Origin of the sequence: Kocuria sp. p3-SID1428 (assembly GCF_025149945.1) — a bacterium.
Taxonomy (GTDB): Bacteria; Actinomycetota; Actinomycetes; order Actinomycetales; family Micrococcaceae; genus Kocuria.
In genome coordinates this window covers 1-25,049 of record NZ_JALXVH010000039.1, presented here as the reverse complement: position 1 = coordinate 25,049, position 25,049 = coordinate 1, and the positions used below count along the sequence as shown (strand labels likewise).

Here is a 25,049-nt window from a genome sequence, read left to right as displayed (position 1 = left end):
GCCGGGGGGGGGGGGGGGGGGGGGGCGGCGGCAGCCCCCCAGGTGGTGACCACAGCAAATCGACACACGCTGGCTCTGTAGATGTCCGATGGATCGATGTTGGCAACATCAACGAGACCAGAGGAGGCCACGATGGCTGTGCAGACGGAGTTCGAGATCAAGTTCGCGTGCGGACACGAAGAGACGAGGGATCTCAGCGATCGTCCCGCTGGTAAGCGCAAGGGGTTCGCGAACTGGCTGGCCGGGCAGCAGTGCACGGAGTGCTGGAAGAAGGAGAACAAGGGCGAGTACCTGGAGGAGCGGCGGGAGGCTGCTGCTGCGGATGCGCAGAAGCTGGGGCTGCCGGAGCTGGAGGGTACGGACAAGCAGCTGGAGTGGGCCCCGCTGTTCCGGGATTCCGTGGTGAAGAACGCCTTCGAGGAGCTGGTGCGCGGCGAGGACGCCGCGATGACGGAGGCCGAGTTCGAGGAGCAGATCATGACGCATGCGCGGATGATCACTCGCGCCGGGTGGTGGATGGACAACTCGGACGCTGAGCCTGAGGATCTGGAGGAACTGGTATCCACGGCTCTGGATGACGAGGAACACTTCAACGGCTCCGAGAACACGCTGTGATCACGATCGAAGCCCAAGTGATTGGAACGGACGGGCGGCAGGCACGGGAGCTGACGCTGAGTCGTTCCGGTCTTGCGCATTGGCTGGTGGCTGATGTCGCGGGGTATGTCGCTGAACGGCACGGGCGCGCTGCCGATGCGGTCTGGCTGCTGGATCTCGACGTGCCGGCGGGGTGGGTTGCACCGCAGGGCGTCAGCAAGGTCTTGCAGGGCGTGCTGGTGGATGTGGAGGCTGCCCATGATGCGGTGTTCTCGCAGGTGCTGGCCCAATCTGGGTGGGCGCAGTGGGAGCTGCCGCAGTGGAGCCAGCAGTGGGGCGCCACGCTGGGGCAGCTGATGACCGAGGCGCAGCAGGGCTCGCTGTGGGAGGCAGCCATAGCCACGGCGGGAAAGCTGGGTGCGCTGGCGATGCGCGTGGAGCAGGGCCGGGATCGCCTGGAGGAGCTGTCGGGCGTGCCCGTGGATCGCGAGGGCTGGTTCGGGTCGATGGCGTGGTCCCTGGAGCTGTCGCTGCGCCGGCACGTGCGGGAACGGCACCACTGGGCCCTGGACGACGTCGACCCGTCCGTGGCGTTCGAGCTGGGTGGTGAGCCGAAGTTCTGGCCTGAGGGGCCGTAGCGGTAGTTCGTGGGCTGGAGGGCATTCGAGGTGACTCGGGTGTCCTCCAGTTCTATGTCTGGGCAGGACACACGGTGGCTGGGGGTGAAGCGATGACGCTGTGAAGGTGGTGATCGCTAATGCGTGACGAGAACGACGAGACGACCGATCCGCAGGCCCCCGAGCCGGAGAGGACCGAGGCGGTCGGCGCGGAGGAGCCGACGCACGGCAAGCGCCCTGGCATGATCCGCCGGCAGACCTGGGAGTTCTTTCATCCGCCTCATGCGCGGTGGACGGCACCTGGTGAGCAGCGGGCCCGCAGCACGGCGGCGCGGTTGAGTCAGGCACTGGAGCGCTCCAGGGGCAAGCAGCTCCTTGTCGGTGTGGCTGCGCTGGTGCTGGTGATCGTGATGTGCGTGGGGACGTGGGCTGTGCTGCGCCCGGACGGGGAGCCGGCTGCTGAAGAGTCCGGACAGTCTGAGACGTCGGAGCCGAAGCAGGCGCTGCCTGGCGGGTCGTCTGGTGCTCAGGAGGAGGCATCTGGGCAGGCTGAGCCGGCGGGGGAGGCATCGCAGCCGGAACCGTCGGGGCGCGAGGCTGATGAGGCTGCGCTGGAGGAGATCAACGCTGGTGATGGGCTGGTCACGGCACGAGACGAGGATGCGGATGATCCGCTGCTGACGGGCGCGCGGTTCCTGCGGTCGCTGCGGTCCACGGATACGACCTCGGACAGCGTCGGCGACTGGTACGAGGCTAGGGATTCGTTCCTGGCGGAGTCTCAGGCGGGTCGGCAGACGGACTGGGGCGAGGCCGGTGAGCAGGGTGCTGTGTCCTCGGCGGAGGTCTCCTGGGCGGAGATGGATGCCGCGATCGAGGACGGGCGCGGTGTCGCACCGGAGTTTGAGTTCGGTCCTGAGGTGCAGCCGGGGACGCATCTGGTGCAGGTCGGGATGCGCCTGGATCGACACATCACCGTCGATGGAGATGAGGTGCAGACCCCCTCGGGCGCGCTGATGGAAGCCGTGGTGGTGTGCCCGCCGGCTGAGGGCGTGGACCGGTGCGTGGTGACGCGTTGGGCTGAGGAGCCGAGCGAGTTCGTGAACCTCGCAGATGAGGCCTGGGAGCCGGGCCTGTGAGGGGCACGGTGAAGCGGGCTGGGCTCGGGCTGCTGGTGAAGCTCGTGGGCTGGCCCGTGATGCTGTTCGGCGCGGTCGCGATGGTGCTGATGCTCGGTCTGGCCTCGCTGATGCTGTTCCTGGGTGCTGGGGCTGCTGAGGCGAAGGATCAGCACGACACGCAGGCTGCCGCCACGACTGCCGGCAGCACCTGCCAGGTCAATGCCGCCGAGGGTGACGGCGAGGGCGGGGCTCGGGTTGAGGTGCCGGAGGCCTTCAAGCAGCCGGTGAAGGACGCTGCGGAGGTGTCGGGGCTGCCTGAGGAGATCGTGGCGGCACAGATCAACCAGGAGTCCGGGTTCTCTACTTCAGCGAGCAGCCCCGTTGGGGCCCAGGGCCCGGCGCAGTTCATGCTGGACACCTGGGCGACCTACGGCGAGGGCGGCGACGTCAACGACCCGGAAGATGCGATGGCCGGCTATGGCCGGTACATGAAGCATCTGCTGGAGGTGTCGAAGCCGAAGGCGGACAAGAACGAAGGCGGGCCAGACGCTGCGCGGCTGGCGGTGGCTTCCTACAACGCTGGTGAGGCGGCTCCGGGCCTGGAGGACGGTGAGATCCCGCCGTATGAGGAGACGCAGTACTACGTCAAGACGATCTTCGACGGTGCGCAGGAGGACTACAGCGTCGAGTGCAAGCAGGTCGCCTCTGGCAGCGATGTCTCTGAGGTCGAGCTGGGCGATGGCGAGTGGGCGAAGCCGCTGCCTGGTGGTCAGCACACGAGTGGCTACGGGGCGCGCAACGTCATGCCTGGCTGCGCGCCGGGTGACTACAACATCTCGAACGGCTGCCACGCGAACTTCCACCTCGGGGCGGACATCGCCACGCCGGGGGCCGGCAAGGCTCCGGGCGGGACGGTGGTGTCTCCGACGAAGGCCGAGGTCGTGTGCGTGCCGGACTTCGACGGGATGGTGCAGGTCAAGGTCACCAACGGCGACGACTCAGAGCTGCTGCTGAACTTCATCCATCTTGCCGAGCGCAACGTGAAGGTCGGCGACGAGCTGGAGCGCGGCGACCCGATCGGCGTCGAGGGCAACGTGGGCCAGTTCGACATGAGTACGCACCTGCACCTGGAGGCGATGAAGCCCGGGACGCCGGCGTGCACGCTGCCGTGGGAGCGCGATGACAAGGGAGATCTCTACAACGTGGATCCGGAACCGATTCTGAAAGAGAAGGGAGCGCTGTGATGCGCATGCACGAGATGAAGGTGGCTGGTGTCGGGGCGAGCGTGGTGGCCGCGCTGCTGCTGGCCGGCTGCGGCAGTGATGGAGAGGACCGCCCGCCGGCCTACGAGCCAACGAATCCGGTATCTGCTGAGCCGACGTCGTCGCCTTCGGCGGCGGAGACGTTGCCGGGGGCAGCAGGTTCAGGTGAGCCAAATGACTCACCTGAGTCGTCGGCAAGCCCGGGAGCGACTGAGTCGGCAGGTGACCCAAATGGGTCACCTGCGGCGACCGCTTCCTCGACTCCGACGCCGGCAGAGGATCCGTCGTTGCCGGAGGGGTTCTCGACACCGTCGCCGGGGCCGGACGATGTTGCCGGCAATGGTGTGGTGGCCCCGTCTCCGTCGCCGGCAGTGGAGGGCGATGGCAGGGACTTCCCGGGGTTCTTGGATCAGTCCACGGTCGATCGGTCGAACGCGCGTGTGGTGGCGATCGAGGCCATGCGGGGACTGTCCGTGTGGGACACGACGCAGGACGTGGCTCCTGGCGACGCTGGTTCCCGAGTGGATGACCTGGTGACGTCGGATGCTCTTGCCGCTGGGGCGGAAGGCCCGGGCCGATGGGCTCCGCTGTGGTGGCGGCAGGCCACGGCTGCCGGGGCCTGGTCGTCGGCGGAGGTCGATGTCGTGCCGGCGATGCACGAGCTGCCGGAACGCGACGGCGTGGAGTGGGTCACGGTGGACGTCTCCTGGTCTTGGCATGCCTCGGAGGATGAGGTCGTGCCGGAGGGTGGGGCGAAGACGTGCACCGTGGCGGTCGAGAAGAAGGGCGGTGAGCAGACGGTGACCGCGTTCGACTGCCAGGAGGCCGGCTCCTCTGCGGAGGAGTCTTCGAGCTGAGTGGAGCTGCCGAGATACGGATGGGGCCGGGACACCATGTGGTGTCCCGGCCCCATCGTCGTCGGCTCAGTGGCCGGTCGTTGCTTCAGCGCTCAGCCTGGGCCTGGGTGGTCGAGGCAGCAGCTGCGGTGGTGGCCTCGGAGGGGCTGCGCAGGGCGGCGAGCTGGCTGATCTTGTCGGGGCGGTAGCCGGACCAGTGCTGCGCGCCTTCGTCGATCACGACGACGGGGGCCTGGCGGTAGCCGAGATCGTCGGTGATGTAGGCGTGTGCCTCGGGGTCGGTGGTGACGTCGCGGGTCGTGAACGTGAGCGAGTGCTTGGTCAGCTGTGCGCGGGTGCGGTCGCACTGAACGCAATCGGGCTTGGTGAAGACGGTGATCACGGGTCTGTCCTCCTGATGGGTCAGCCGGCCCCGGGCGGGGCCGGCTGAAGAGTCATCGCGGCTGGGGCAGGGGCTGTGGTTCACGCGGTGAGAGTGAGCCAGCCGACGCCAAGGGCGCCGAGGGTGAGCCAACCGGCCTTCGTCGTCAGTGCCCAGATGGTCAGGCGCAGCCCAGCAACAGCGAGACGGGCGCCGGAGAGCAGCATCCAGATCGACGCGACGGTGATCAGCAGCAGAAGCGGGATGCCCATGGCGGTCTCCTCAGGTCGTGGTGGCTACAGCGTGAGCCGGTGATCAGACATCGCAAGACGGGGCGGCGGTGTGTGAACTACGCGGAAGCTGCCTGTGCCGATGAGTTCTCGGATGGCCGGTTGGACACGGACCCGAGATCGGGGCCGGGCCGGTCGTGAAGGAGGGCGCATGTGGACGTCGAACTCCGGTGAGGCCGTCAGCGGGCTCTCCGGGCTGTCCGGAACGATCCTGGTCTCGTGTCTGATCCTGCTGGTCATCGGCCTGGTCGCAGGTGTGGTGGCCGTGGTCGCGCACAAGAAGGCGCAGCAGTCCGGTCTGGCGGCAGGAGCGCTGGCGCAGGTCGGTCGCGTGGCCTTTGCCGCAGCGGTGATCACCAACGCCGGGGCGCTGGTCATGGCAGGGGCGACCCTCTACTCGGTTCCGAAGGTGGAGGCGCAGAAGGCACCGCCGGCGGAATCGAAGTCGGAGTGCTCCGAGTCGCGTACGGCCACGATCAACGCCGGCGTGTGGGAAGACGAGTTCAACGAGAAGGTCGAGATCCCCGAATTCGATCAGCCGCTTGCCTCGGCTGAAGCCGAGTACTGGCCGGATCCTTCCGAGAACTGCTCCGACAACACCGTGGATCCCTGCCGGATGGTGCACCTGACCGGAACGACTGGTGATGCCGCGAGCATGACCGACTTCGAGAAGGTCGATGAATGGATCCCGCCGAAGGGCGAGTGCGAGGACGGGGAACCGGAGGAGGTGGAGTTCAGCTGAGCCGGCTGATGTGAAGAAACCGACCCGACAAGAACCTGCTGCAAGCACTCACTGAATGACGAAGGAGAAAGACCATGAACGACCTGCTGAACCTCGGAATGATCAAGACCAACAACGCCCTGACGAACATCGCAGCGCAGGGTGAGTTCGACCCGGGGGTGTCCGTGCAGTCGGATGCGCCCTTCCTGCCGGCGCTGCGCGATGTGGGCGGCTGGGCGATGGCCGGCGGGCTCGTGCTGATCGTGATCGTCGTCGTCGTCGGCGGCGTGCTGATCGCCACCGGCTACCTGTCCACGGCACCGGGGCAGAAGACGAAGGGCTTCTGGGTGCTGCTGTTCTCCCTGATCGGTGCTGCCGTGATCGCAGGAGCCGGTGCCTGGGTGCGGTTCGGCTCGGGCATGGACCTGACCGGGGCGCAGCCGGGACTGATCAGCACGTCGATGCTCTCGATGTTCGGTTCGCGCTGATCCGGGCCTGAGACAGACCGAAAGGAGGTGGAGTCATGGCTGCGGTGATGATCGGGCAGGACGGGGTCGGGAGCTGGCTCTCCGATGCGTCGAGGGACGGCTTCCAGGCCACGATCGAGCGGTTCGCGGAGGACTCGTGGACGTTCATGAAGGAGGCCTTCGAGGCCAGCAATCTCTCGGATGACTGGTGGGCCGGCGTTGTCGGCGCCGGGGATGATCCCGGGATGCTGCGGGTCATCACCGTGGTCATGGCTCCCATCCTGCTGTCGCTGGTGGCCGTGCAGGTCACCACGGGCGTTTTCCAGTCCCGGACCGACAAGATCGTGCGAGGCGCAGCGGCGGCGCTGCTGGCGCTGCCGACGACGATGATCATGGTCACGCTGATCATGTCGGCTGCATCGGCGATGGACGGGGCGACGACTTTCATTCTGGAAGCGAACGGCGAAACGCATAACATGAGTGGCTTCATGAAGCTGTTCGGGTTCGAGTTGAATGATCAGGGAGAGTTCCAGGAAGTCAATTCCGAATACAACATCTGGCGGGGTGTTGGCGATAACGCGGGCGATTTCTCGCTGATCGTGCCGGCTGGGCTGGCGGGTCTGATGTGGCTGGCGTCGATGCTGCTGTCGTTCATGTTGTCGATGCGCACGATGGTTCTCGTCGTGCTGGTGGCCTGCGCCTCCGTGGCGGTTTTCGCGCTGGCGCTGGATGCGACCAAGGCGTGGTTCTTCCGCTGGCTGGCGATGGTGGTGGGGCTGCTGATCGCGAAGCCTCTTTCGGCTGCGGTGCTGGTGCTGGGGATCAGCGTGTTCCAGTACGCGGCGACGACGCAGCAATTCATCGCTGCGCTGGTGTGCGTGGTCCTGGCGGCGGTGATGCCGCTGGCGACGATGGCGCTGTTCTCGTTCACGGCCACGGCTGCCTCCAGTGGGGCTGACCGTGCGGTGATGGGTGCTGGGACTGCTGGTGGCCGTGCCGGTGGGCGCATGGTCCAGCAGGCGACTCGATTCGTGAGGAAGTGAGCAAGATGAGCGAGAAGGTCGATACAGGGGCTGAGGTTCCCGATGTGCAGTTCCCGCGCAGCGGCGGGCAGAAGGCCGTGCTGTGGCTGGACGTGTCCCAGACGGTGACAGCGGCGGTGCTGGCCGGCATCTTCCTGCTGATCGTGGTGCTGGCCTCCACGTTCGGATGGTCGCTGTTCATGCTGGGGCTGCTGATCCTGGACGTGGTAGCGATCTTGGTCACCGTGATCCCCTTCCGGGGTCGGCCTCTGCCGTGGTGGATCAAGCAGCGGTTCCGTGCGCTGCGGCACCAGGGCCAGGGCCAGGATTCCTTCGTCTCGCACGCGCCCTCGGCTCGTGAGCTGGAGGCGGATGCTCAGGAGGAGGAGGCTGCGATCGCTGCGGGGATTGAGCCTCCGGTGCGTCTGCGGCTGCCGGGTGAGGCGGCGGAGCTGCGGCTGTATGAGCTGTCGAACGGGTCGGCGATGGTCTGGGATCCGGTGACGAAGACTGCGGCGATGGTCGCTCGTGTGGTCCCGCATGGGTTCCGGATGGCTGAGCCGGAGGATCAGAACGATGTGCTGGCGAACTGGGCGTCGCTGATCGACGCGCTGCACAGTGAACCGGGCGTACTGGCTGTGCAGGCCTCGGACACGATCACGACGGCCTCGGCAGCGGAGATCCGGCAGGCCTACGAACGGCAGGTGGAGCACAGCGAGGAGGCCGGCACTCCGGCAGGGGCGTCGCTGTCGCCGCTGCTGCATAACGACTACTTGAACCTGCTCTCGGGGGATCGGTCCCAGGTCCAGCACGATCACCTGATCGGGGTGACGCTGTCGCAGGAGGGGCTGCGGGATCAGGTCAAGGCCTCAGGCGGAGGCATCAAGGGCATGCTGGCGGTCTGCGCCCGGTTCGAGGATCAGTTGGAGGAGCTGATCCGGGAGTGCAGCGTCGATGTCTCGGAGTGGCTGAGCGTGGATCTGCTGGCTCAGGCGCTGCGCCGGGCGCTGGTGCCCGATGAGTCCGTGGCGATCGCTGACGGGTCGATCCACGTGACGGCGGCGACGGCGGGACCGATGGGTGTGGACGTCGAGTGGGACAGGATGCGTGTGGACTCGGCGTGGCACCGCGTCATGGAGGTCGCGCAGTGGCCGACGCGACCGCAGCAGCCCGGGTTCATGCGCTTCCTCAACGGCGCGGACTTCCCGCACGTGGTGACGCAGGCGATCCGTCCGCAGGGCGTGGACGCGGGCATGAAGCGCGTGCAGCGCCGGATGAGCGATCAGCAGTCCGGGGCGATCATGCGCAGCCAGCTCGGGCAGACGGCCTCCATCGTGGAGGGCGCGGTCGAAAGCGATCTGGAACGCACGAGCGCGGAGCTGCTGGCCGGTCACGGCATGGCGAAGTTCGTGGGCCTGATCGTCGTCTCGGGCGGATCGGCTGACGAGCTCGAACGGAACACGAAGCGGATGATCCAAGGCTCCACGCGGGCAGGGTGCGAGCTGCGCACGCTCTACGGACAGCAGTGGGCCGGGTTCCTGGCGGCGGCTCTGCCGCTGGGTCGCAGCATGATCAAGGGAAAGTGACGATGGCTAAGCACAAGTCGCAAGCATTCACGATCTCCTGGGAGGCCGGGGACTGGACCCGGCAGCAGCGCCGCGCGGCGCGGATCGCAGCGCGCAAGGAGACTGCGCGGATTCGGCAGGAGAAGGACGGCGGTGGCAGCCGGAAGCAGGGCGCCTCCGGGCTGGCCAAGCGCACCTGGGGCTCCGGTGGCGAGGCCCGGACGCGAAATCTGCGGGGCTCGTCGGTGATGGAGCGTCCGGAGATCCGTGAGGCTTCGACGTTCACGCTGGCCGGTGCCTACCCGTGGGTCTCGCAGTCGGGTCTGGGCACGGTTCGGGCGTTCATCGGCAACGTGACCGATGGCGGCGGAATGTTCTGTCTGGACCCGTGGGAGGCCTACCAGGAGGGGCTGATCACGGGCATGGCCTGTGTGCTGATCGGCACGGTGGGCACGGGCAAGTCCACGACGACGAAGGCCTGGGTGAAGCGGATGGTCCAGGCCGGGCGTCGGGCGGTGATCATGTCGGACCCGAAGGCCGAGTGGGTCATCGTGGCCCGCGCCCTGGTGGCCGAGGGCGTGGATCCGGAGATCACGGTGGGCGTGCAGGGTCGGGTGATCAATCCGTTGGATCCGGGCAAGCGCTCTAGCGGGGTCAGCGATGAGGAGTGGCTGCGGATCGTGCAGTCGCGTCGGTCCTCGATCATGACGACGATCGCGCAGATTCTGGCGAAGCGTCGACTCGATGGTGATGAGCGCCTGGCACTGACCGAAGCGATTGGTGCTGCCTCGCGAGCCAACGGCGAAAACCTGGAGGCGATGACCTCGCAGACGACGCTGGGGGAGTCGGCTGCCTCGGCGCCGACGATTCCGGACGTGATCCGTGAGCTGTACAACCCGCCGGCCGACGTCGAGGAAGTGACCGGCGGTGCTGGGCGGAAGGTCGCGAATCAGCTGCGGCAGCTGGTCGACGGTGATCTGGGAGGCCTGTTCGACGGGCGGTCCACGGTGACGATGGACGAGTCGCTGCCGATGATCGTGTTCAACACCCGTCCGCTGCGCAACCTGCCGGTCGAGGCCCGGAAGATCGCCTCGCAGTGCGTGTCCTCGTGGGCCGAGTCCGTGTTCACGAACCGAGACTCGGGCCAGCGGATCTGCGTGTACGAGGAGGGCTGGGAAACGATGGATGACGAGTCCGCCCTGGAGCGAATGGTCGCGCAGCAGAAGCTGGCCCGCGACTACGGGCTGTTCAACATTCTGATCCTGCACAAGCTGAAGGATCTCTACCGTGCCGGTGATGTGGGCTCACGCGCCCGTGAGCTGGCGGAGTCGCTGCTGGCCGATACGGACATCCGAGTGATCCATCGGCAGAAGTCCGATCAGCTGAGGGCCACGATGGAGCTGCTGAAGCTCACCGGCTCGGAGGTTGAGGAAGTCTCGCGGGCTCCGAAGGGGCACGCGCTGTGGAAGGTCGGCAGCCTGGAGGGCCGGATCGTGCGCACGGTGCGCACGGACCTGGAAGGCCAGCTGTTCGACACCGATCACGCCATGCGCGCGTCCTGAGGAGGGCTGGTCATGCAGAGCAATGAGGACATGTGGGGCAAGCTCCTCGGCGGGCTGATCGGGATGCTGGTGGCGGTGTGGCTGCTCGTCGTGGTCCTGGCGAGCCTGGTGGCGCTCGTGCAGTGCGGGCAGCTGCCGCAGCGCCTGGGGCCGGGGGCGGTGCTCGGGCTGTTCCGATATGGGAAGCAGGCCCTGGCGACGGAGTCGGGGTGCGCGCCGTCGACGACGGCCATGGGTGTGCTGGTGCTCGTGTTCCTGGTCCTCGTGGCCGCGCTGGTCGTGGCGGGGGTGATCATGTGGCTTCGGTGGCGTGAGTCGGATCGGAAGCTGCTGCTGGATCTGCGGTGGCGGCGAGGGATCGCTAAGGCGCCGGAGGTCCGGCGCAAGGCTGGGCGCAAGGCGCTGATGCAGAAGGCTTCGGTGGTGCGGCCCACGCTGGATGATCCGCAGGCTGAGGACGTGGGGTGGAAGCTGGGATCGTCGCAGGGCCGGGAGGTGTGGGTTTCCTCGGAGGACTCGGTCGTGATCCTGGGCCCGCCGCGTTCGGGCAAGGGATTCTTCATCGCGATCAATGCGCTGCTTGATGCTCCAGGAGCTGTGGTAACGACCTCGACGCGAGGAGACAACGTGCGAGCGGTGTGGGAGGCGCGCAAGAGGATCGGGCCGGTCGCGCTGTTCGATCCGCAGGGGCTGACGAAGCTGCCGACGACGCTGAAGTGGCACCCGGCGCAGGGCTGCGAGTCTGCGATGACGGCTGCGCGTCGGGCGCAGGCGATCGTGGGGGCTTCGTCGATGGGGCAGTCGACGTCGAATCAGGAGTGGGCCGGTGTGGCCACGCAGATCGTGCAGTACCTGCTGCACGCTGCGGCGATCGGTGAGGTCGATGCTCCGACGCTGGGCCGGTGGGGTGCTTCGCCGGGGCTGGCTGAGCAGGCGGTGCGGATCTTGAAGGAGTCGCCGGCGGCTGCCGCTGGCTGGGGTGAGGCGCTGGATGCTGAGCTGAACTCGGATCCGAGGATGCTGCCCTCGAAGTGGATGGGCGTCACCTCGGCGACGTCGTCGCTGATGCTGCCGGAGGTCGCTGATGTGCTGAACCCGGCGTGGGGCGAGGGGCTGGAGCCGGAGAAGTTCTTGAAGGAGAAGGGCACGCTGTTCCTGGTGGGCACGAAGTCTGGCGGTGGGGCTGCTGGTCCGATGCTGATGGCGCTGATGGATGCGATCACGTGGGCAGCGCGGGATATGGCGATCAGCCTGCCGGGCAACCGGCTGGATCCGCCGCTGTCGCTGATCCTGGACGAGATCGCGAACATGGCGACGTGGCGGGAGCTGCCGACGATCATGTCCGACGGCGGTGGTGTGGGGATCTCCACGCTGGTCATTCTCCAGTCGCCCGGGCAGGCTCGGGCGCAGTGGGGCCAGTACGAGACGGAGCAGATCCTGGGATCGGCCACGGTGACGGTTCAGCTGGGCGGTTCCAGCGGTGCGGATGATCTGGGCCGGTTCGTGTCGCTGGCGGGGCAGCGGAAGATCACCGATCAGTCCCGGACGTCCAGCGACTCGGGGGTGTCGGTGGCCGAGCAGTCACGGCAGGACGATGTCGTGACGGTCTCGGAGCTGCGCCGGTTGCCCACGGGCACCGGGTTCATGCTGAAGGCCAATGTGCGTCCGGTGGTCGTGACGATGTCCCGGTGGACGCAGCGCAAGGACGCGGACGAGATCAAGGCTGCGATCGGCCGATTCGACAAGCGGCTCGCGAAGGCGCTGACGTCGGGCGCTGAGACCGTGGGCCGGTGATGATGTGGGCATGTCGCTGGGACGGCGCGGGGACGCCGGCTACCTGAAGGGGTATCTGCGATCACCCGCCTGGTTCGCCCGCCGACGGGCCTGGTTCCGTTCGGTGGAGCAGCGCGGTCAGGTGGTGGTGTGTCTGGTCTGCCGGGCGGAGGGGGCGGTGGATCTGCACCACACGTCCTATGACGGCGTGCGCCAGGAACTGTCCGGGGCGTGGGTGGCCGGTGAGGCTGACGAGGACCTGATGCCGCTGTGCCGGGGCTGCCATAAGGATCTGCACCGTGAGCTGGATCGTCGTCGTCGGGACTTCTGGGGATGGGATCGACGACGCGCCTCGGCGGTCATCGTGATCGGGCTGCGGCGGGCCAGGCTGGGGAGCGATCGCGCAGGATCTTCGAGAGGACGACGATGAATGAGCCGATGAGCAGTGCTGAGGGGCCGCAGTGCCGGATCTGCGGGCATGCGACCGAGCCGGCGCGCCGGCTGTGGCAGGTCCGGTGGGAGGGGCAGGTGGTGTGGCTGTGCCAGGAGCATCTGGACTTGGTGCGTGGGGTTCAGGAGCCGGATGAGGAGCAGCTGGCGGCGGTGAAGGAGCAGCTGCGGGAGGAGCTGCTCCCGCTGCTGCTGGAGGCGATGCACGACGGGACGCTGATTCTGCCGGAGCCCTCGGAGCCGTCGAGCCCGATGGGTCGGACCTGTTCAGTGTGCTTGCGCGGGGATGAGCCGGGGCTGCCTCTTGTCGAGCAGACGATCTCGGGGGAGGTGGTGCTGCTGTGTCCGGAGCATGACTGGGCGGTGCGGTCGATGGCGCAGCGCGAGGGCTGCACCCGGGAGGAGGCGCTGAACTACGTGCGCCGGGTGGTCCTCGATGCCTTTCTGGGAACTGAGGACGACTAGGGAGGGTCGACGATGACCGCTGAGGAGCAGGGAGCGACGCCGGAGGAGGCGCCGAAGACGACGACGTCGCTGTGGGACACGCTCTCGGCAGCGGAGCCGGTGGAGATGCCGGAGGATGAGGCGCAGCAGTACGAGGACGCCGCGGTGAACGAGGCCGAGGCGGACATGGGGGACGTGCCGCCGTGGCTGGCGACGCGATGGCGGGATCTGCCCGAGGAGTCGATGGGCGAAATCTGGGCGTGGCTGCGCGGCTGGGTGGACTGGCTGGTGGTGGCTCACCGGATCCCGCAGGACGAGATCCCGGCGTGCTGGTTCCGTCATCAGGACATTGTCGAGGAGCTGTGGGCTGCTGCCGGTGCGGAGGCGCAGGCATGGGAGGCGACGACGCCGACGATGATGCCGATGACGGCCTGGCACTTCCATCTGCGGATGATGCGGGATCGGCTGAAGGGCCGGGCGAAGGAGTGCGTGGCGAACAAGGGGCATGTGCCGGCGCGGTCGTATGTGCCGGGGTGGGGCCCTGGGACGCTGCCGGTGGATGAGGCGGATTGGGCTGCGCATCTGGCGGAGGTTCGTGACCTGCAGCCGGTCGATGCGGAGCCCGAGGATGGGATCGCGATGTGGCGGATGTGCGCGACGGACGAGTCCGGGACGGTCGTGCGCTCGGAGGCCGTGGAGATCGGCACGGCAGCGCGATTGAGCCCGGTGACGATCTTGGACCCGGCACGTCGAGGCACCTCCAGCGAGGGCAGCATTCTGCTGGGCGCGACGGTGGAGGCCGGCGGCGGGTCGATCGGCAGCACCTGGTGGGAGTCCTCGGTGGACGGCGGCAGCACCTGGGAGACGGCCCCGGGGTCCGAGGTGCGACGCAGCCCGGAGAAGCAGGGGCCTGATGACGATGATGATGACGAGGAGTGAGCGGCGCCATACGTCGGGCAGGGCAGCTGCGATGACTGGGTGACGGGCCCGGTTCTCGGGCCCGACGATGAGAGGAGCACGAGATGGCCGTGAACCACAGGAACTTCAACGTCGCCGGTAACCTGACGGCGGATCCCGAGCAGATCACGACGCAGTCGGGCGATCAGATGACGGTCTTCGGTCTGGCGCAGAACACGCGAGTCCGGGACGCCGGCGGCAACTGGACCGATGGGGAGACGAACTACTACAGCGTGGGGATCTCGAACGAGCGCCTGGGGCAGAACGTGCTGTCGTCGCTGCACAAGGGCGATCGCGTGAACGTGGAGGGCACGCTTCAGTCGAGCCCGTATGTGCGCGGCAACGGTGAGCCGGGGATGAATCACCGGATCTTCGCTGACGATGTCTCGCCGTCATTGCGGTGGCACACGGCGTCTCCGCAGCCCGACGGGCAGTCCGCGCAGCGTTCGGCTTCGGCTGCGCCGGCGTCCTCGAGTGCTGCTGATGCGGCGCCGGTCGAGAGCTGGGCGACGGCGCAACCGGGCAGCGGCGGCATGACGCGCTGAGACCGGTTGGACATGAAGCGGGGGCCGCTGACGATCGAATCGCCAGTGGCCCCTTCGCACGGGCTGACGGCCACGCCGAACCCCTTCGAGACCGGCGGTCTTCATGAGGCCGGCGACCTGGTCACGGCCGACCGCCCAGCCGGCACGGGCCATCGCCCCGCGGCGGTCGTCCTGACCGTCAACGCCTGGCGGGAGATTGAGAACAGCCGCACCGCCGATGGGGAGTTCGTGTTCCCCTCCGGGCCCGTGGATCGCGCCGAGAAGCGCATCTGGGGAGTCCCGATCGTCGTTACCACCCAGGTCGCCCAGGACGAGGCGTACCTCCTGGACGCCAACTCGGCGACCGTGCACATAGTCAGTGGTGAGCCGATCTTCGTGGTGACCTCGGACGCCCACGGGGAGGACTTCGCGCACAACCGGACGCGGATCCGCATGGAGGCCCGTTACGGGGTCTCGGTGACCCGCCCGTCGGGTGTGGTCCGGGTGGACCTCGGCACCCCCGCCGTCTGACAGCGGTAACCCGGCCTAGTCCCCGTCATCCCGCGTGGGTGGCGGGGATCAGGCATACTCAGGGCATGGAGATGAAGCCTCAGCAAGTTACGTGTGGTTGGTGTCAGACGCGCACCATTGGGACGCCCGTGCTGAAGCCAGACCAATCGGAGACGACGTTTGGTGGCTCCCAGATTATATTTCGAGGTATGCGGTATTCCAGTGTGGCGATTGCAATGGCCGCCTGATCGCGAAGTGGGATATGGCGACTAACGCATGGGAGACAGATGGTGAGGTTGAGTGGTTCCCTAAGGCTCCTTCAACCAACGAATACGTAGGCGTGCCTGAGACAATTGCTACCACCGCCTGGGAGTCCTGGCGGTGGTACGAAAGTGACCTCTACCGTTCCGCCGTTACGATCGCCCGCACTGTAATTGAGCAGGCAGCCAAGAGCCACGGGTACGGGGGCGGATCGATTAAGAGCAAGATTGACGAGATGGTCTCGGATGCAGTGCTTCCGAGTCGTATTGCGGATGCGGTGACGGCTCTGAGGGAAGCAGGCAACGAAATGGTGCATGGTGACCTAGACGCCTCAATGAGCGCGCCCGAGGCGGAGACCTGGCTAACCGTAATGGACCAGATGCTGGAAGAGATATAGGGACTGATGCACGAGTAGGTGTCACATGATCTGTGGCGCTCCGCGGCGTTGCAGGGAAGGATGTGCACCATGCCTGCTCCCTATCCCCAGGAGTTCCGTGACGACGTCGTGCGCGTCGCGAGAAACCGCGAACCTGGCCAGAAGCTCTCGATGATCGCGAAGGACTTCGGGATCTCCGAGTCCTGCCTGACGAACTGGATGCGCGAGGCCGATGTCGAAGACGGTGCCCGGCCCGGCAAGACCAGAGAGGAGTCCTCCGAGCTGCGCGATCTGCGTCGCCGGAATCGGTTGCTCGAGCAGGAGAACGAAGTCCTACGCCGCGCGGCCGCCTACCTCTCGCAGGCGAACCTGCCGGGAAAATCCTCTACCCGCTCGTGAGCGAGCTCGCCGGCGATGGCGTCCCTGTCGCGGTGTCCCTGCGGGTCCTGAAGCTCTCCCGCCAGCCCTACTACCGCTGGCGGAAACAGCAGGTCACCGAGTCCGAGCTGGTCGAGGCCTATCGGGCGAACGCTCTGTTCGACGCCCACCGCGATGATCCCGAGTTCGGCTACCGGTTCCTCGCCGGCGAAGCGGAATCCGTTGGCCAGCGCATGTGCGAGCGGACCGCGTGGCGGATCTGCCGAGACAACCAGTGGTGGTCCGTCTTCGGGAAGAAGCGCGGCAAGAATGGGAAGCGCCCCGGTCCGCCAGTCCACGACGATCTCGTCCAGCGCGACTTCTCAGCCGACGACGTTAACGAGCTGTGGCTGACCGACATCACTGAACACTGGACCGATGAGGGAAAGCTCTACCTCTGCGCCATTAAGGACGTGTTCTCCGGTCGGATAGTCGGCTACTCCATGGATTCCCGGATGAAGGCTCGTCTCGCGGTGAACGCCCTGGACAACGCTGCTTCGCGACGCCGAGGCGCCGCCGGATGCATCGTGCATTCGGACCGAGGATCGCAATTCCGGTCACGGAAGTTCGTGCACACTCTGAACCGTCATCACCTCATCGGATCGATGGGACAGGTCGGTGCGGCCGGGGACAACGCTGCGATGGAGTCCTTCTTCGCCCTGCTCCAGAAGAATGTCCTGGACCGCAAACGCTGGCGGACCCGAGACGAACTGCGGATCGCGATCATCACCTGGATCGAGAGGACCTACCACCGGCGTCGTCGACAGGCGCGGCTGGGCCGATTGACCCCCATCGAATACGAGACCATCATGAACCCGACCGTCAGCCTGGCGGCTTAACCCCAGCTGACACCTACTCGTGCATCAGTCCCTTGCTGATGAGAACGTCGCCGAGTTGTCGATGTTGTGCGGCTATGACGATGACCTGACGAAACAGGCCACGGCGACGTCGAATCGGATCCGGGGCCTGCTGACTCAGATCCACCCCGGACTGGAGACCGTCATCGGTCCGCACCTGGACCATCCGGCGATGCTGGCTCTATTGGCGAAGTACCCGACGCCCAAAGTCTTGCGTCATGCCGGGAAACACCGAGTCGAGACGCTGCTGCGCAAGCAGGCACCGCGGGCGTGGAAGCGGTGGGCGACCGCGATCTTCACCGCACTCGACGGGCAGACGGTGGTGGTATCAGGTACCGACGCCGCCGGCCTCGTCCTGCCCCAGCTGGCCGCGTCGTTGGCGCAGACACGATCGTCGCGGGATGAGGTACTGGTGCGCATCGAGGAATTGGTCGAGGCACATCCGCTTTTCGAACTCCTGACGTCGATGCCGGCAGTCGGCGTCAGGACTGCTGCGAGGATCCTGACTGAGATCGTGGGTAAGGACTTCGAATCAGCCGGACACCTCGCATCGTATGCCGGACTGGCACCGGTGACATGGCGATCGGGAACCTCGATCCGAGCAGATCACTCGTCCCGGCGGGGGAACAAGATCCTCAAACGAGCGTTGTTCCTATCCGCGTTCGCGGCGTTGAAAGACCCGCTGTCGAGGGCGTATTACGACAAGAAACGGGCCGAACATAAGAAGCACAACCAAGCCCTGATCGCGTTAGCGCGCAGGCGCTGCAACGTGCTGTATGCGATGCTGCGCGACGGCTCCTACTTCCATACACCCGAGGTGGCGACCGCCGCCTGAACCGAACCGTAGCGGCGTACCAGATCAGTCCGGGAGCTGGTTCCCAGACCGATCATCCCTGCCTTTCGACTCCTACCGAATATTCTTGAAGAATCTGGCGGCTACCCCTTGACTTAAAACATAGGGGCACCCCCCCCAGACCAGCACGGGAATGAATGCGGCCCGAACTATGTCGATCGTGAGGTTGGCCTGGACGACGTCGCGGACGATGGCGCGGTCGCGTCATTAGTGTCGTCAAGGAGAGTGGTCCTGGTAGCGAAGGTGTGGTTCATCACGGAGGCGTCCAGAGATCTCGGCAGGATCTGGGCAGAAACTGCCCTGGAGCGAGGAGACAGCGTCGCGGTGACGGCGCGGGGAGTGGAGCCCCTGGCGGAGCTCGCCGATCGGTTCGGGGAGGGTGTGTTCGTGCGTGCTCTGGACGTGAGGGACCGGAAGGACGTGTTTGCCGCCGTCGCAGAGGTGCGCGAGCGCTTCGGCCGGATTGACATTGCAGTCGGCACGCGGGCTACAGCTACACCGGAGCGATCGAAGAGCTCGACTTCGACGAGGCCAAGGCGAACTTCGACACCAACGTCTTCGGCGCGCCCTGGTTCATGCAGGCAGCGGTGCCGGTCCCGCGGGAGCAGGGCGACGGACACATCACTGGGATAGGTGCGCAGGCGATCCCAACACCAGCCCCCGGCAGCGGCCTATCCGCGCCGGGTGTATCTGTGACGGCGTTCTGGTAGACTCGGGTCGTACCGAGGGGTGTTCCGTCAAGGGGCTGAGATACCACTGGACGTTGTCAGCGTGGTGACCCTAGAACCTGATCCGGATCATGCCGGCGAAGGGACTGGTCTAGCAGGGCTTCTTTCCCTCGCTGGCCTCCACAATGGGAGGTCACAGTGTCTAATGCTGTCGTTCCTGACACTTCCTCATTTCACGCGTACCCAAGGGCTGCGGTCATTTCTGTCCTCATCAAAGACGACCATGTTCTTTTAGTGCGACGTGCGAACCCTCCCGATGCAGGATTCTGGGGTTTCCCGGGTGGGAAGATAGAATTCGAAGAAACAATCACCCGAGCCGCCGAACGCGAACTCCGTGAAGAAACCAGCATCATCGGTAAGGCCACCGGTGTCTTGACCTCCGTTGACGCGTTCAGCCAAGACGAAAACGGACCGTTGGACAGTCATTTCGTGCTCGTCGCCGTGCTCTGCCGGTGGCACTCGGGGCAACCCCACGCTGGCGACGATGCCCTCGAAGCGCGCTGGTTCGCCCTCGACGAAGTCGATGAAGCCCGGGTGACCCTGAGCAAGGATGTCGCGGAGGTCGCTCGGTACGCCGCCGCACAGCAGCAGAAGGAAGGGTGTTCATGACGATCTCCAACGTCCTATCCATCGCAGGAACCGACCCCACCGGTGGGGCAGGCATCCACGCCGATCTCAAAGCCTTCTCAGCGATTGGCACCTACGGCATGGCCGTGATCACCGCGGTCGTGGCGCAGAACACGCGCGGTGTGCGCTCGTTCATGCCCCTTGATCCGTCGTTCGTCGGTGAGCAGATCGATGCGGTGTTCGACGATGTGCGTGTCGACGCGGTGAAGATCGGTATGGTCGCCAACGCCGCCATCACCGAAGTCATCGCCGATCGCCTGCACCACCACGAAGCCGAGACCGTGGTCCTGGATCCGGTGATGGTCGCCAAGAGCGGCGACAGGCTGCTGGACGACGATGCGGCGGCGGCCATCCGGGACACCCTCGTGCCGCTGGCCACGGTCATCACCCCGAATCTTCCCGAAGCCGCTGTGCTCCTCGATACCGAGGATGCCACCAATCTGCGGCAGATGGAGGACCAAGCCACCCAGTTGCGTGGACTGGGCTGTCAGTGGACGCTGCTCAAAGGCGGGCACCTCACGAACGAGACGGTCAGTGTCGACTACCTCGCCGGCCCCGACGGGGTCTCCACCTACTCGTCTCCCCGGGTCGAGACCCTCAACGACCACGGCACCGGTTGCACCTTGTCCTCGGCAATCACTGCGCTGCTGCCCGGCCACTCGGTGCCCGAAAGTGTGGACCAGGCGAAAACCTACCTGCAAGGCGCTCTGGTTGCCAGCGGTCGCCTCGACGTCGGCCAGGGGCATGGTCCTTTGCACCATTTCCACCAGTTCTGGCCGCGCGGGTAGGGATGTAGAACAGCCCCGCCTCGTTCCTCGCGTTCGGGGCCAACCACTTCGACTCATGAAAGGAGCCGTGACTATGACGCGAAAGATGTTTCTCGCAGGCCCGTTCAAAGCTCTCGTCGATGCCGACACCCATGTGATGGGCGATGCCGAGATCGACAAGTACACCTCGATCATCGACTTCTTCGAAGCCCAGGGGTGGGATGTGCACTGCGCCCACCGCAGAGAGGGCTGGGGTCGGGAGTTCATGGAACCCAGCGAGTGCACAAGCATCGACTACAGGGAGATCGCCGCCTGTGATGTCTTCGTCGCGTTCCCGGGTGCACCCGCGTCCCCGGGCACGCATATCGAGATCGGGTGGGCCTCAGCCTGGAAGAAGCCCATCGTCTTGCTCCTCGAAGAGGGAGCTGAGTACGCGTTCCTCGTCCGGGGCCTCCCAGCGGTCGCCTACGTTGAGATGATGACTATCGATCCCGAGCAGCCCACCGCGCCACGCATCCTCGCTACGATCGAGCGCGTGCAGGCAGGAGTCGTCAGTGAAGCCTGAGTATCCCGACCTCCACACGCTCTACCTGGATTCACTGCGACAGGTCTACACCGGGTTCGAATACCAGAACAGTCCCCGTGGGCAGGACGAACGCGAAATCATCGGCTTCACCGCGCGCCTGACCAACCCCGCCCGGCGATATTGCTTGGCGCGGTCGCGTCGGCAGAACATCATCTTCAACTACGCCGAAGCACTGTGGTATCTCTCGGGGAAGAACGACCTCGACTTCATCCGCACCTACGCGCCCTCGATGAGCCGGTACAGTCCCGACGGTCTCAGCCTGCCGGGCACGGGGTATGGTCCCAAACTGCTCAGAGACGTCGGCGGCGAGACCGCGATCGAACGAATCGTCAACATCCTCAACGACGATGACCCTGCGAGCAAACGTGCCGTCCTGCAGATCTTTGACGACTCCGAAGACATCTACCGCCGCAACATCGACGTCTCCTGCACGCTAGCTCTCCAGCTATTGCGCCGTGACGACCGTTTGCACATGGTCGCGTTCATGCGCGCCAATGACGCTTACATGGGACTGCTCAACGACACGTTCTCCTTCACGTTCGTCCAAGAATTCCTCGCCTCGATGCTGGGACTGGCTCCGGGCGTGTACATCCACAACGTCGGCTCGATCCACATCTACGAAAAAGACCTCACCAAGGTGGGCAGCCTCCTCGACGGCGATGAGCAGACGATCGTGGAGGAAGCCACCCTACTTCCACGGCTACCCTCGGGAGCGAGCCTGGACCAGGTGCACCAGGTATTGGACTTGGAGCAGTCGATCCGTGCAGACAGGCTCCCAGGCCGCGCACTGGCGGCGTCTGACCTTCCAGAAGCGTGGGTCGACATTGTCCGCCTGTTCTGGATCCACCGGCAGATCCAATGTCAGCGACCAGTCGACCCATCGATGATCGGCGACCTCCACCCCCTCCACCGGGAGCTGGTCGTGAATCGATGGCCCAGCATCGAAAACGCGAGCGTGAGGGCGGTGCAGCAGTGACGACATCATGGACGACTCCGGCAGTATCAGCAGGGTTCGATGCCTACGACGACTATGTCGAAACCCGACTCGCCTACACCCCGCTCGTGAACGACCTCCAGACCGCTTGCGGCCGAGAGGCGGTCGTGCTCGATTACGGGTGCGGCAGCGGAAAAGTCTCACGACGCCTCCTCGACGCCGGAGCCACAGCGCAGGTCATCGGTGTCGACATCAGCACCGACATGGTCGCGCTCGCCCGGTCGCAGACCCCGCAACCGACGGCACGATTCCACACCATCGACAGCGGCCACGTACCCTACCCTGACGCCACATTCGATGCGATCGTGTGCTGCTTCGTGTTCATCAACGTGCCCACACGCGAGGAACTGAGAGCTATCGCCCGCGAACTCGCCCGAGTGCTCACGCCGACCGGCACACTCTTCATCGTCGACAGCAACCCGGCGGCCACAGGAATACCGTTCCCGACCTTCCGCAGTGGCGAGCCCGGCAGACGCTACCGCGACGGAGACGAACGCAGGGTCAGCTTGCAGATCCCCGGCACCGGGGTCCTCGAGCTTGTCGACCGGCACTGGTTCATCAGCACCTACGAGGCGGTGCTGAACGAGGCCGGTTTCACAGTGGACCAGGTCACCGACCGCGGAGCACAATCGGTGGAGGACGTCGGCATGCAGTCGCCCATCGACCATCCACCGTTCATGCAGATCACAGCCCACCTCGCAGAGGTCTCCGAGCCCACGACCGGGGCTGAGTAGATGGCACGCGATCGTTCCTATCCGAAACCGGCGACACTGGCGGCAGTGGTCCGGGAAGGGCGAGTACTTCTCATCCGTCGGGCCAAGATGCCCGATGCTGGGCGCTGGGCATTCCCCGGGGGGAAGATCGAACCCGGCGAGACCGTGACCGTCGCGACCGTGCGCGAACTCGCCGAGGAAACAGGAGTGCACGCCACACCCGGGGATGTCTTCGATGCCGTCGACGTCATCGATGCCGACCACGATCTGCATTATGTTCTGATCGCGGTGCTCTGCCGATGGGAACGGGGGGAACCGGTCTCGGGCGATGATGCGCTCGAGGCGGCGTGGTTCACTCTCGATGAAATGGATGCGATACCGGTGGCGCAAACATTCGACGTCCGCGCTATCGCCGAAACCGCACTCGAGCTGGAACGCGAGCAACAAGAGCGTCCAAAGTAAGGGCGGATTCAAGCGGTCAGTGCAACGAGTCCTGTGAGATGAGGCAGTCACTGATCACAGGAGGATCCGCATGCAGGGCAGGCACGGTCATCTCAGCCGGGAGCAGAAGCAGCTCGCGCTCAGGCTGCACGGGAAGGGCTGGCGGCTGGTCGACATCGCGAAGGAGATCAGCTGCAGCGCGCCGCTGGTCGGCATCATGGCCCGCACCGGCAGGCACCTTGACGCCAGGCCGTTTGGGTGGGAGCCACGTCAGGGCTGTCTGACGATCGACGAGCGCGAGCAGATCCTGCTCGGGATCAATCGCGGCGATACCTTCACCGCGATCGCCGAGCAGCTGGGGCGTGCGGTGTCGACCGTCAGCCGTGAGGTGAAGCGCGGTGGGGGTCGCTGCGGCTACTCGGCGTGGCGTGGTCATGAACGTGCCCGCAATCAGGCGCGTCGACCGAAGCCGTTCAAGCTTGCGTCGGGCAGGCTGCTCGAGGAGGTCGCCAGCCGGCTGGAGCAACTGTGGTCACCTGAGGAGATCGCAGCGCGCCTACGGTTGGATCACGCCGACGACCCGGAGATGCGCGTGAGCCACGAGACGATCTACCAGTCGCTGTTCGTGCAGGGCCGAGGCGAACTGCGCCGTGAGCTGGCGCGGTGCCTGCGGCCCGGAAGAGCGGCCCGCAAGCCCCGCGGAACCACGGACGGTCGCGGCCGCATCCCCGGCATGATCATGCTCAGCGAGCGCCCCGCAGAAGCCGACGACCGCGCCGTGCCAGGCCACTGGGAAGGAGATCTCATCCTCGGCGAGGGCAGCCGCAGCGCCATCGGCACGCTCGTTGAGCGCTCGACGCGAATGACACTGCTGCTGCACCTGCCCGACGGCAAGAGCGCCGAGCAGGTCGAGGCCGCGATGCGCGCCGCAATCAGCAAGCTGCCGTCCTCGTTGATTCGAACGATCACCTGGGACCAAGGAGCGGAGATGTCCAAGCACGCCGCGTTCACCATCGCCACAGGAATCCCGATCTACTTCTGCGATCCCCACTCGCCCTGGCAGCGGGGGAGCAACGAGAACACCAACGGCCTGCTGCGCCAGTACCTGCCCAAAGGAACCGACCTGAGCGTCGTCAGCCGCGAGGAGTTGGACGCGATCCAGGACAGCCTCAACGGACGCCCCCGCAAGACGCTGGGCTATCTGACACCATCAGAGAGGCTCGCAGAGTTCCTTGCGCCCACCGCTTGAATCCGCCATCCTCGTTCGCCCGCCGGGCCTCGGCGAGCTCTCGCTTGAGTCGGCGGATCTCTTCGGACGGACTCTCGCCGGCGGGCGCTGGTGCTGCCTCGTGGCCGTGGCGGTGGCACCACATCCGCAGGGTCTCCTCGCCGACGCCGACCTGCGGGGCGATGGCTCGGATGGAGTGCGAGCGAGGCCCTCCTTGAGCGGCTTGGCGTTCCAGGACCATCCGCACAGCGCGTTCACGCAGCTCGGGGGGTGTACTTCTTGGGCATGTTCCGATTCTCCTTCAGTTGGATCGGAACGAAACCCAGGGCGCTTCAGAGCCCCGCCGTGAGCCTCGCGGCCTGACACCCCAACTGTCACCTATTCGTGCGGCAGTCCCATACGTTGCCCCGAAGCGGATCCGCGACCTCACACAAGCCGTGTTAGTCCTAGTTGTTGTGGGGCATGAGGTCCTTGTCACCAGCGGCGTGCGCAGATGGGGCGAGCGGGCCCCTTCGCCACAGGATGGAAGTTCCCACATAACCCATCTGAGTTGAAGAGCTGCGCCGGGGTCGGAAGTGGTCAGCTCGGCGCATCCATCACCACCTGCGCACCATGGGCCGGTGGCTGCACCGACTCGGGATCTCCCGACTGCGCGACCTGGCCCCGGCAGGTAAGCAGCTGCGCCGAGCCCCGCAGCGCATCCGCACGGCACGGGCCGGGCAGGTGGTGCACCTGGATGTGAAGAAGCCTCGGACGCATTCCCGATGGCGGGGGTTGGTGGGCCCACGTCCGCGGCACCGAAGCAGCACGAGCCTCCAAGCGCTGCGTCCGGATCGGCTACACGTACCTGCATGCGGCGATCGATGCCCACACACGCCTGGCCTACACCGAAGTCCTGCTCGATGAGAAGGCCCGGACCACGATCGGGTTCTTCGCCCTGGCACGGGTGTTCTTCGCCGCGCCCGGGATCACCGAGCTCGAGCGGGGGCGCACGGATGACGGGAACAACTGCCGCGCCGCCGAAAAGGTAACGGGGCAGGACCGGGTGACGGATCCAGGCTGCGTACGCGAGCAGGAAGAGGTTGTAGATCACAGCGACGCCGGTTT

At 66.0% G+C, this 25,049-nt stretch carries 28 protein-coding genes, 2 pseudogenes and 1 riboswitch; of the genes and pseudogenes, 28 read left to right on the top strand and 2 right to left on the bottom strand.

The window, feature by feature from the left end:
- Nucleotides 1-132 precede the first annotated feature (132 nt).
- The 5 genes from M3E84_RS09215 to M3E84_RS09195 all read left to right on the top strand — a co-directional run bounded on the left by M3E84_RS09215 (nucleotide 133) and on the right by M3E84_RS09195 (nucleotide 4,448).
- Nucleotides 133-615 (top strand): hypothetical protein, encoded by a 483-nt coding sequence (locus M3E84_RS09215; RefSeq protein WP_144999079.1) that lies wholly within the window; start codon nucleotides 133-135, stop codon nucleotides 613-615.
- A complete protein-coding gene (locus M3E84_RS09210) occupies nucleotides 612-1,232 on the top strand; it encodes a hypothetical protein (protein ID WP_259895894.1) in 621 nt (206 codons plus the stop codon). Before M3E84_RS09215 ends, M3E84_RS09210 begins: the two co-directional genes overlap by 4 nt.
- A 119-nt stretch (nucleotides 1,233-1,351) precedes the next feature.
- Nucleotides 1,352-2,347 carry a hypothetical protein gene (locus tag M3E84_RS09205; protein ID WP_259895893.1) on the top strand — a complete coding sequence of 332 codons (996 nt, stop codon included), beginning with the start codon at nucleotides 1,352-1,354 and terminating at the stop codon, nucleotides 2,345-2,347.
- Between the two features lie 35 nt (nucleotides 2,348-2,382).
- Nucleotides 2,383-3,573: a transglycosylase SLT domain-containing protein gene (locus M3E84_RS09200; RefSeq protein ID WP_259895892.1), complete on the top strand. Its 1,191-nt coding sequence runs from the start codon at nucleotides 2,383-2,385 to the stop codon at nucleotides 3,571-3,573.
- A 422-nt stretch (nucleotides 3,574-3,995) separates the two neighbouring features.
- Entirely contained in the window at nucleotides 3,996-4,448 is a 453-nt protein-coding gene (locus tag M3E84_RS09195; RefSeq protein WP_259895891.1) for a hypothetical protein, read from the top strand.
- Nucleotides 4,449-4,533: 85 nt separating this feature from the next.
- Here the strand turns inward: M3E84_RS09195 and M3E84_RS09190 are convergent, their stop codons facing one another.
- Together M3E84_RS09190 and M3E84_RS09185 are read right to left on the bottom strand one after the other, a co-directional pair.
- On the bottom strand, nucleotides 4,534-4,830 hold the full coding sequence (locus tag M3E84_RS09190; protein WP_259895890.1) for a glutaredoxin family protein: 297 nt from the start codon (nucleotides 4,828-4,830) through the stop codon (nucleotides 4,534-4,536).
- 80 nt (nucleotides 4,831-4,910) lie between these two features.
- Nucleotides 4,911-5,081, bottom strand: a complete 171-nt coding sequence (locus tag M3E84_RS09185) for a hypothetical protein (RefSeq protein WP_259895889.1) — start codon at nucleotides 5,079-5,081, stop codon at nucleotides 4,911-4,913.
- Between the two features lie 169 nt (nucleotides 5,082-5,250).
- On the opposite strand from M3E84_RS09185, the gene M3E84_RS09180 reads away from it, so the two are divergent.
- From M3E84_RS09180 to M3E84_RS09075, 23 genes and pseudogenes are all read left to right on the top strand, one after another.
- A complete protein-coding gene (locus tag M3E84_RS09180) occupies nucleotides 5,251-5,841 on the top strand; it encodes a hypothetical protein (RefSeq protein WP_259895888.1) in 591 nt (196 codons plus the stop codon).
- Between the two features lie 74 nt (nucleotides 5,842-5,915).
- A complete protein-coding gene (locus tag M3E84_RS09175; protein ID WP_259895887.1) occupies nucleotides 5,916-6,308 on the top strand; it encodes a hypothetical protein in 393 nt (130 codons plus the stop codon).
- A gap of 35 nt (nucleotides 6,309-6,343) precedes the next feature.
- Nucleotides 6,344-7,330: a hypothetical protein gene (locus M3E84_RS09170; RefSeq protein ID WP_259895886.1), complete on the top strand. Its 987-nt coding sequence runs from the start codon at nucleotides 6,344-6,346 to the stop codon at nucleotides 7,328-7,330.
- Between the two features lie 5 nt (nucleotides 7,331-7,335).
- Nucleotides 7,336-8,895, top strand: a complete 1,560-nt coding sequence (locus M3E84_RS09165; protein ID WP_259895885.1) for an SCO6880 family protein — start codon at nucleotides 7,336-7,338, stop codon at nucleotides 8,893-8,895.
- 2 nt (nucleotides 8,896-8,897) lie between these two features.
- On the top strand, nucleotides 8,898-10,436 hold the full coding sequence (locus tag M3E84_RS09160) for a hypothetical protein (protein WP_144999098.1): 1,539 nt from the start codon (nucleotides 8,898-8,900) through the stop codon (nucleotides 10,434-10,436).
- Between the two features lie 12 nt (nucleotides 10,437-10,448).
- A complete protein-coding gene (locus M3E84_RS09155; protein WP_259895884.1) occupies nucleotides 10,449-12,230 on the top strand; it encodes a type IV secretory system conjugative DNA transfer family protein in 1,782 nt (593 codons plus the stop codon).
- Between the two features lie 10 nt (nucleotides 12,231-12,240).
- Entirely contained in the window at nucleotides 12,241-12,639 is a 399-nt protein-coding gene (locus M3E84_RS09150) for a hypothetical protein (RefSeq protein ID WP_259895883.1), read from the top strand.
- A gap of 8 nt (nucleotides 12,640-12,647) precedes the next feature.
- Complete coding sequence (locus M3E84_RS09145) at nucleotides 12,648-13,124, top strand: hypothetical protein (protein WP_259895882.1); 477 nt, start codon at nucleotides 12,648-12,650, stop codon at nucleotides 13,122-13,124.
- 12 nt (nucleotides 13,125-13,136) lie between these two features.
- Nucleotides 13,137-14,042, top strand: a complete 906-nt coding sequence (locus M3E84_RS09140; protein ID WP_259895881.1) for a hypothetical protein — start codon at nucleotides 13,137-13,139, stop codon at nucleotides 14,040-14,042.
- 83 nt (nucleotides 14,043-14,125) lie between these two features.
- Nucleotides 14,126-14,605 (top strand): single-stranded DNA-binding protein, encoded by a 480-nt coding sequence (locus M3E84_RS09135; RefSeq protein ID WP_259895880.1) that lies wholly within the window; start codon nucleotides 14,126-14,128, stop codon nucleotides 14,603-14,605.
- A gap of 45 nt (nucleotides 14,606-14,650) precedes the next feature.
- Nucleotides 14,651-15,115, top strand: coding sequence for a phage major capsid protein (locus M3E84_RS09130; RefSeq protein WP_396415597.1), 465 nt, complete (start codon nucleotides 14,651-14,653; stop codon nucleotides 15,113-15,115).
- Nucleotides 15,116-15,356: 241 nt separating this feature from the next.
- Nucleotides 15,357-15,752, top strand: coding sequence for a DUF4145 domain-containing protein (locus M3E84_RS09125; protein ID WP_259895879.1), 396 nt, complete (start codon nucleotides 15,357-15,359; stop codon nucleotides 15,750-15,752).
- 69 nt (nucleotides 15,753-15,821) lie between these two features.
- Nucleotides 15,822-16,987, top strand: a protein-coding gene (locus M3E84_RS09120; RefSeq protein WP_259895878.1) for an IS3 family transposase whose coding sequence is annotated in 2 segments (ribosomal slippage) — nucleotides 15,822-16,106 and nucleotides 16,109-16,987 — 1,164 coding nt in all. Because the reading frame shifts where the segments join, the coding sequence is not laid out codon by codon here.
- 10 nt (nucleotides 16,988-16,997) lie between these two features.
- Nucleotides 16,998-17,840: pseudogene (locus tag M3E84_RS09115) on the top strand (IS110 family transposase); the annotation flags it as partial.
- Nucleotides 17,841-18,068: 228 nt separating this feature from the next.
- The gene (locus tag M3E84_RS12515) at nucleotides 18,069-18,491 is read left to right on the top strand and encodes an SDR family NAD(P)-dependent oxidoreductase (RefSeq protein WP_366240534.1); all 423 of its coding nucleotides are present in this window, start codon (nucleotides 18,069-18,071) and stop codon (nucleotides 18,489-18,491) included.
- An 82-nt stretch (nucleotides 18,492-18,573) separates the two neighbouring features.
- Nucleotides 18,574-18,690, top strand: a riboswitch (TPP riboswitch).
- Between the two features lie 34 nt (nucleotides 18,691-18,724).
- Entirely contained in the window at nucleotides 18,725-19,195 is a 471-nt protein-coding gene (locus M3E84_RS09110; RefSeq protein WP_259895877.1) for an NUDIX hydrolase, read from the top strand.
- Nucleotides 19,192-20,001, top strand: a complete 810-nt coding sequence (thiD, locus tag M3E84_RS09105; RefSeq protein WP_239358774.1) for a bifunctional hydroxymethylpyrimidine kinase/phosphomethylpyrimidine kinase — start codon at nucleotides 19,192-19,194, stop codon at nucleotides 19,999-20,001. Before M3E84_RS09110 ends, thiD begins: the two co-directional genes overlap by 4 nt.
- A gap of 73 nt (nucleotides 20,002-20,074) precedes the next feature.
- The gene (locus M3E84_RS09100) at nucleotides 20,075-20,545 is read left to right on the top strand and encodes a nucleoside 2-deoxyribosyltransferase (RefSeq protein WP_259895876.1); all 471 of its coding nucleotides are present in this window, start codon (nucleotides 20,075-20,077) and stop codon (nucleotides 20,543-20,545) included.
- Nucleotides 20,535-21,542: a thymidylate synthase gene (locus M3E84_RS09095; RefSeq protein ID WP_239358776.1), complete on the top strand. Its 1,008-nt coding sequence runs from the start codon at nucleotides 20,535-20,537 to the stop codon at nucleotides 21,540-21,542. Before M3E84_RS09100 ends, M3E84_RS09095 begins: the two co-directional genes overlap by 11 nt.
- A complete protein-coding gene (locus tag M3E84_RS09090; protein ID WP_259895875.1) occupies nucleotides 21,497-22,294 on the top strand; it encodes a bifunctional 2-polyprenyl-6-hydroxyphenol methylase/3-demethylubiquinol 3-O-methyltransferase UbiG in 798 nt (265 codons plus the stop codon). The genes M3E84_RS09095 and M3E84_RS09090 overlap by 46 nt, the downstream gene beginning before the upstream one ends.
- Nucleotides 22,295-22,735: an NUDIX hydrolase gene (locus M3E84_RS09085; RefSeq protein ID WP_239358778.1), complete on the top strand. Its 441-nt coding sequence runs from the start codon at nucleotides 22,295-22,297 to the stop codon at nucleotides 22,733-22,735. It begins immediately after the preceding gene.
- Nucleotides 22,736-22,805: 70 nt separating this feature from the next.
- Nucleotides 22,806-23,963 carry an IS30 family transposase gene (locus M3E84_RS09080; RefSeq protein WP_259895874.1) on the top strand — a complete coding sequence of 386 codons (1,158 nt, stop codon included), beginning with the start codon at nucleotides 22,806-22,808 and terminating at the stop codon, nucleotides 23,961-23,963.
- 528 nt (nucleotides 23,964-24,491) lie between these two features.
- Nucleotides 24,492-24,966: pseudogene (locus M3E84_RS09075) on the top strand (IS481 family transposase); the annotation flags it as partial.
- Between the last annotated feature and the right edge of the window lie 83 nt (nucleotides 24,967-25,049).